Annotated in this window: 7 protein-coding genes; 4 read left to right on the top strand and 3 right to left on the bottom strand. The window is 60.0% G+C overall.

Annotated features, from left to right (window positions below; genetic code table 11):
• Positions 1-861 precede the first annotated feature (861 nt).
• Positions 862-1,359, bottom strand: a complete 498-nt coding sequence (locus FHD68_RS08050; RefSeq protein ID WP_164871410.1) for an MgtC/SapB family protein — start codon at positions 1,357-1,359, stop codon at positions 862-864.
• 342 nt (positions 1,360-1,701) lie between these two features.
• Between FHD68_RS08050 and FHD68_RS08045 the strand changes: the two genes are divergently transcribed.
• Together FHD68_RS08045 and FHD68_RS08040 are read left to right on the top strand one after the other, a co-directional pair.
• Positions 1,702-2,139, top strand: coding sequence for a YsnF/AvaK domain-containing protein (locus tag FHD68_RS08045; protein ID WP_127898220.1), 438 nt, complete (start codon positions 1,702-1,704; stop codon positions 2,137-2,139).
• On the top strand, positions 2,129-2,995 hold the full coding sequence (locus FHD68_RS08040) for a YsnF/AvaK domain-containing protein (protein ID WP_127898219.1): 867 nt from the start codon (positions 2,129-2,131) through the stop codon (positions 2,993-2,995). The genes FHD68_RS08045 and FHD68_RS08040 overlap by 11 nt, the downstream gene beginning before the upstream one ends.
• A gap of 264 nt (positions 2,996-3,259) precedes the next feature.
• Here the strand turns inward: FHD68_RS08040 and FHD68_RS08035 are convergent, their stop codons facing one another.
• On the bottom strand, positions 3,260-3,538 hold the full coding sequence (locus FHD68_RS08035) for a DUF6522 family protein (RefSeq protein WP_127898218.1): 279 nt from the start codon (positions 3,536-3,538) through the stop codon (positions 3,260-3,262).
• A gap of 32 nt (positions 3,539-3,570) precedes the next feature.
• Positions 3,571-4,743, bottom strand: a complete 1,173-nt coding sequence (gene hmpA, locus FHD68_RS08030; RefSeq protein ID WP_244297797.1) for an NO-inducible flavohemoprotein — start codon at positions 4,741-4,743, stop codon at positions 3,571-3,573.
• Between the two features lie 96 nt (positions 4,744-4,839).
• On the opposite strand from hmpA, the gene FHD68_RS08025 reads away from it, so the two are divergent.
• On the top strand, positions 4,840-5,265 hold the full coding sequence (locus tag FHD68_RS08025; RefSeq protein ID WP_127899330.1) for an RrF2 family transcriptional regulator: 426 nt from the start codon (positions 4,840-4,842) through the stop codon (positions 5,263-5,265).
• Between the two features lie 678 nt (positions 5,266-5,943).
• Positions 5,944-6,876, top strand: a complete 933-nt coding sequence (locus FHD68_RS08020; RefSeq protein ID WP_127898216.1) for an NAD(P)/FAD-dependent oxidoreductase — start codon at positions 5,944-5,946, stop codon at positions 6,874-6,876.
• Positions 6,877-7,030: the final 154 nt, after the last annotated feature.

Here is a 7,030-nt window from a genome sequence, read left to right as displayed (position 1 = left end):
GAAGACCTCATGCCCTGGCGGCACGCACAGCCGTCAAGCCTCACCGCATAGGGCCGCGACGTCGCGCTTACGATAGTCACTGGTTGTTCAGCGTCACAATTGGTGAGTTCGATGAACATTGCTGGACCTTACCTTTAAGCAGGGTGAAAGTGACGATATCACTTACACAAAGTGCAGACTAAAAGGTCAATAGCAGGTCGCCAATATAAGCCTGACGTTGAGACAGGCTGCGCATCCGATTCAGATTAATCGGCGGGATTTAAGCTGCCAGGACATGAGCCGCTTTTTCGCGGCGCGCCATATCCGATCAACAACATGACGCCCTGAAAATGATCGGCACCGCAGTTTGTACAGATCCAGCCCGCATCCAATTCCGACTTGCAAACCAAGCAGGGGCCCTCTTCGATGTCGAAGTCGAGAGGGAAGGGGTTGGGGATCTGGGAGTCGTCTGGCATGCGTAGTTTTACCAAGAAAATATTATTCGATCCAGTTCAGTTGCTCGCACTCCTCTGAAGAGTGCGCAAAACTGCTCCCAGATCATTGCGGCACAGACAATCGACAGCGGGATCTAATCAGTGATCTCGTTGGCCGTCCCAAGCGTTCTGACCACGGGGAGATGGCGGTGGCGCGCAGCATATCGTGCAGCCTCCTTGTCCGCTTCCTCGACGGCGCGGCGTTGGGAGAATGTTTGTTGTTGTGACCGTTCGGGCTCATGGATGATCCCTTCCTTGTTGATCTTGCGCCATCAGGGCGGCGATCACGCGGAAGCGTCAGGACCGTCTTTTAGTTCCGGTAGTAACCGATGGCAGCGAATAGCCTGGTTTTAGAGCGCCAGCTCGAAGACACGAACAGTCCCGTATGTCATCGGTCCTCTTTATCACCACGTGCCGCAGTCGGTTTTGGTAGAACGATTGGTACCGCGGCTAGGATGATCAGGACAATGACTGCTGACAGAACGGCGGTCGCTTCAAGCCCGAGACCTGCCATGACGCCTATGCCCGCCGTGGCCCAGATGTTCGCGGCTGTTGTCAGTCCCTCGATCTGATGCCTTGTCGACCGTACCATGATCGCCCCTGCCCCTATGAAACCAATGCCCTGCACAATGCCTTGCAGGACGCGCGACATGTCCCCGATTTTCATCCCGCTCTGCAAAGGTCCCAGGACAAACAGCGCTGCGCCCACCGCAACCAGCATATGAGTGCGGACACCCGCGCTACGACCCTTCAGCTCTCGTTCATACCCGAGAACTCCGCCCAGGATGGCTGCAAGGATCAGGCGCACCGTGATCCGCGTCAACGTTGATAGATCCGGTACGTCTGAAAATTCACTGCGAATGGTAAGCCATATCTCTTCGCCCATCGCCGTCCCTTCCCAGACTGATACGTTCATGACACTTGCGTAACAACCAAGCTGAGGCATTCCAAGTGAGCGTTATGGGCATGTAAAACCTGCGGAGGAGAGCTCTCAAGCCGTTCATGACTTTGGATCTTGGAGCCTAATCTCCGCTCCAAATGCCAAGTCGGCTTACGCCCTCCAGATTGCCAAATCCGAACGGTACCTTGGCACCAATCCACGATACGTCGGATGGCTAGGGACTCCGTGAGACGCGGCAGGGCAATAGTGGCGACTAACTTATATTGCCCACCGGAAACCGGAACGAACCGTGGACGGTAAGGTTGTCGAGCATCACGGAGGGATGTGATGACGTCTGACCAGAACCAGAACCTAGACAAGCAGACCGTCCCGCTTATGGAAGAGCGACTGACGGTCACGAAGCGGAAGAGGGTGACAGACAAGGTCAGGGTCTCGACAGTCACCGAGACGGTGGACAGCCTTGTTCCTGTCGATTTTTCCGACGTCGAAATAGATGTGGTCCGGGTCCCAATCGAGCGGGACATCGACGTCGTCCCGGATATCGTGACTGAAGGGGACCTGACGGTCATTCCCGTGGTCGAAGAGCGCATCGTCATCACGCGGCAGCTTGTCTTGCGGGAAGAAATCCATGTTCGCCGCAACGAACGTCGGGAAACTTCCAACATTCCGGTCACTATCCGGCGCCAGCGTGCCGTGATTGACCATCTCGGCCCTCAGACTGAGGGTCAAATCATCAGCGAAGAGGAAACTCACGATGACCTATGACAATGAAGCCGGTACTTCCAACGGAAGCATGTCCGTCTCCGCCATGTTCGATACGAACGCCGATGCCCAGAATGCCGTATCGCGGCTCGAGACGCTCGGGATATCGCGTACGCAAATCCGAACAGTCGAGGGTGCTGCCCAATCCACGGAGCAACGAGCCTCGACGACCGACGATAAGGGATTCTGGGATAGCCTTGGCGATTTCTTCTTTCCCGACGAAGACCGCTACACCTATGCCGAGGGGCTGTCGCGCGGTGGGGTTCTCGTTACCGTGACTGGCCTGACGGCCGCTCACTATGACCAGGTTCTCGACATTCTGGATGACGAAGGCACCGTGGACCTGGCCGAGCGCGAAGAAAGCTGGCGATCGGAAGGCTGGGGTGGCTATGAAGTCAGCCCCCATGTGACCGGAGCCAGGACCGTCGGGTCAGCCGTCGGGGCGGACGGAAGCTATGCTGACACTTCCTCTAAGACGGGTGACGAGAGCATTCCGATCGTCGAAGAGCAACTGCGTGTTGGCAAGCGAGACACCAGCCATGGGCGCGTGCGCGTTCGGGCGTATACCGTCGAGGAACCGGTTAGCGAAACGGTAAACTTGCGCGAGGATCGCGTTGAGTTGGAGCGCCGCCCGGTTGATCGGGCCGTCACCGATGTCGACACCGCGTTCCAGGACCGGACAGTCGAAGCCGAAGAGTTTGTCGAGGAGGCGGTCGTCTCAAAAGAGGCGCGCGTTGTCGAGGAAGTTAGCCTGCGCAAAACCAGCGATACGCGCCAGGAAACGGTGACCGACAGCGTACGTCACACGGAAGTCGAGATCGACGACGAACGGTCCGACACCCCCCGCACGACCCGCTGAGCTCAGAGATATTCGCAAACTAATTCGGGGCGCATCCTTACGGGATGTGCCCCGAAATTTACGATTTTGCTGTTCTCGAAACGAGCCATATGCCTGCAACACTGTTGCGCGTTCTCCGAGGGGTCCGGCTATTCTGCGGAGCGTTACGAGTATTCTTAGGCCGCAGGGCTGATTGCGGCAGAGACCGCGTAAAGTCGCGAGTTTCCTCACGCTCAACGCCTTCCTGATTATCACGCGCCACAGATAGGATATTGAAATCGGGTTTTATTCGGCTAGTGCTGCGTGCGCACCATCCCGCGCCAATCTCAGCCGTGTCGTTGTCAAGACTGTGCCATCCCCGGAGCAAGTCAGTCTGACGCGCCAGTCTGGTGACTGAAACGTCAGACGAAGCTTGCCTGCATCGGCCCCGGTGCCGCGCTCGACTCCGGTTCTGATGCAGCCTGACTGCATTAGAACCTGGAAGCCGATCACGTCCAGATCCATCAGCGGGGCGATCAGCGCGGCATCAGCAATAGGCTGGTCACCTCTCAACTCGATTTCCAAGGTAGATCTCCCCGTGCCGGTCTTGCGACCCATCAGGCCGCGAGCTGCTCATCCGCGGGACCGAAGAACTCGTAGTGGATCCGATCGGCAGGAACACCCGCCTCCCTCAGGCCCGCAACGAAGTAGCGGAGAAACGGACGCGGGCCGCACAAGTAGATGTCGGCATCGGTCAGCGGGACGCTGGTCCGCAACCAATCCATGCTGATCCGACCGGGATGGGCCGGGACGTCTGCGCCGCTCTCGTAAAAAGTACTGACGACAATATTTCCGTGGCGCGTCGCAGCGTCCTGCACCTGCCGGGATAGTGCGTGGTGTGCAGGACTGCTTGTTCCGTGAACATAATGGACCGGGACGTCCCGATGCCGCCGGGCCAGGACTTCCAGCATGCTGACCATGGGCGTCAGACCAACCCCACCCGACAGAAGGACAACCGGCCGCGGCGGATTGTCTGACAGGTGGAAGTCGCCGGCGGGCGGCGTCGTTTCCAGGATCGTCCCCACCAACGCATGGTCATGCAGGAAGCGAGACGCTTCTCCCTCTGCCTCGCGCTTGACGGTAATGCGATAGCTCTCGTCGCTCGGCATGCTGGAGATCGAATAGTTGCGCTTGACCCCGGGCAGTCCGGCCGCGTCAAAGCGCAGCGTCAGATATTGGCCTGGTCGGTGGGCAACGACAGGACCGCCATCCTCGGGGCGCAGCACGAATGATACGATGCCGTCGGCCTCGACATGCCGCTCTGCGACCGTGAAGCGGCGCCAGTCGGTCCAGCCGCCGCGCTGTGCCTCGATTTCGGCACGGATAGCGGCTTCGCGCGCGATCAGCAGATCGGCCAGGAACCAATAGGCCTCGCCCCAGGCCGCCAGGATGTCGGGCGTGGCGGCGTCGCCCAAAACCTCCTCAATGGCGCCTAAAAGGGCTTGGCCAACGAAGGGATAATGCTCGGGCAGGATCGCGTAGCCGATATGCTTCTGGGCAATCCGTTCGACCGCCGCGCCCAGAACCTCCAAATTTTCGATGTTGCGGGCATAGGCCAGAACAGCATGCGCCAAGGCAAGCCGTTGCGTGCCTTTCTGCTGGTTTGCCTGGTTGAACAGGGCGGCGATACGGTCGTTTTCGAACAGCCGCCGGTACATTGTCTCGGTGATCAATGGGCCGTATTGCTCCAGCGCGGGAACGGTGGCTTTTACCACCGTGATGGTCTGCAAGGATAGCGAGCGGGCCATGTGATTCTCCTAAACATGCTTTTCATATGCATCTATACAGCTCTATACATGCGAAGAAAATACCTGTATTTACGTTTCATGAAATTGAGCCGCTACACCGACTATGCCCTTCGTGCGTTGATCTATCTCGCAGCGAGCGACGGTAGGTTGGTATCGATCCGCCAGATCGCCGAGGCCCATGACATTTCCCAGAACCACCTGATGAAAATCGTGCAGGACCTCGGGAGCGCGGGATTTATCCAGACCACGCGAGGCAGACAGGGTGGGCTGCAGCTAGCGCGGCCGGCCATCGAGATCACCATCGGCCAAGTCGTACGACACACCGAAGGCGGCGACCCCCTGGTGAATTGCAGCACATGCCGCATTTCCCAAGGCTGTGGATTGCCTGCCGTCATCTCGCAAGCGAGAGAAGCGTTCATGGGTGTTCTGGACACATGCCGCCTATTGGATGTGGCTCGGATGCCCGGCGCGTTTCAGCATTTGTTCGCGGTAGATGACCATTAATAGTGCCGCACTTTTGAGGCGCTGGCCCATAATGCTTCCTTCCATTCCTGGGAAAGGATCGCACCATCAAACTGTGGGATCAAACACCTAGGCAGCGTGCATTTCCGCGGGGTGCGCCGGTGCAGGCTTCGATCATCCCTTTCAGTGGGGTCGCTCCGCCATCTCTCGGAGACGTACTGAGCGGATGCGGTTCGACCAGAGATCCTTCACCTCTTGAAGGCCCTTATTCCCAACGCCACAGTAAAATCGAAAAAGTCTCATGTTATCAGATTATTGCAAGCTAACCACCGCTCCGACGCAGTCATCAGCTTCGGAGAACCGCGGTCGCTAGAGAGCAAAATGAAGCCTACCTGCGCCAGGACCGGTGAAGACCTCCCGTCGCATAACCCCTGAATATAATGAAAAAATCCGGCTGAAGCCGGACTTAAAGACAAGTTCGTTCAGGGCATTTGGCGGAGGGGATGGGTCTCAAATCCAACCTTCTCTGCTTTTTCTATTTGAGATCGGGGACAGGAAACTCGTATTCAAGAGCCACTGCTTTATCGACACCGGTGGCCGCCTTCATTGTCGAGAACGCCTATCTGAACGGTGAAACGATTCGCATCGACGGCGCGTTGCGGCTGCGCTGAACCCCCCTGCCCCGCCCCGTCGCGCCCCACCCGCGCAGAAGGAGACCCGATGTCAGACGCCCCCGCCGCCGGACCGATTGACTGCCTGATCGTCGGGGGCGGTCCGGCCGGCCTGACCGCGGCCATCTATCTGGGCCGCTTCCACCGCAAGGTGGTGCTGGTCGACAAGGGCGAGGGGCGGCTGAAGATGATCCCGCGCTCGCACAACCACGCGGGCTATCCGCAGGGCGTGGTCGGCGCCGACCTGCTAGAGAACATGGCCGACCAGGCGCGCCGCTACGGGGCCGATCTGCGCCGAGGGGAAGTCACCGGGCTGCGGCGCGACGGCCGGCTCTTCACCGCCCAGACCGACGCAGGCCCGATCACCGCCCGCACCGTCCTGCTGGCGACCGGGATGGTCAACCACAGCCCGCCGGTCCCCGAGGACGTGCACGCCGACGCCGTCGACCGCGGCCTGCTGCGCTATTGCCCGATCTGCGACGCGTTCGAACAGACCGGCAAGCGCATCGGCGTGCTGGGCGGCGACCGACACGCTTTGGCCGAGGCGCTGTTCCTGCGCACCTACAGCCCGGACATCGTGATGATCTCGCTGACCGGCGAGGGGCTGGACCCCGACGCCCAGGCGCAGGCCGACGCGGCCGGGATCAGCGTCGTCGCGGCACCCGTCTCGAGGTTTGACTTCTCGGGCGACCGGGTGGTGCTGACGCTGGCCGACGGCCAGACCGAGGTGATGGAGACGCTGTATGCCGCACTAGGGTCGCACACCCGCAACGACCTGGGGCGGATGCTAGGGACCGATCTGGTCGGCGGCCAGTGCTATGCGACCGATCCCCACCAGCGCGCCAGCCTGGACGGGGTCTATGCCGCCGGCGACGCGGTCGATGGGCTGGACCAGATCGGCACGGCGATGGGCACCGGCTCGCGCGCCGCGGTGGCGATCCACAACGATCTGCGCGACCAGGACGGGCAGACGCTCGACTAGTCGAGCAGCCCGTCGGCCACGGCGGCCTCGACCAGGTCCAGCGCCGCATCGTGAAGGTGGCAGTCCGACCCCATGATCGTCGTCTTGGGTACGATCGGCATGGCGCTGGTGTTCCTTTTCGTCGGGATCTTCCTCGCGCGCAATCCGGTCGGGG

Source organism: Paracoccus marcusii (genome assembly GCF_006151785.1).
Classification (GTDB): Bacteria; Pseudomonadota; Alphaproteobacteria; order Rhodobacterales; family Rhodobacteraceae; genus Paracoccus; species Paracoccus marcusii.
This window is presented reverse-complemented; position numbering and strand designations above follow the sequence as displayed.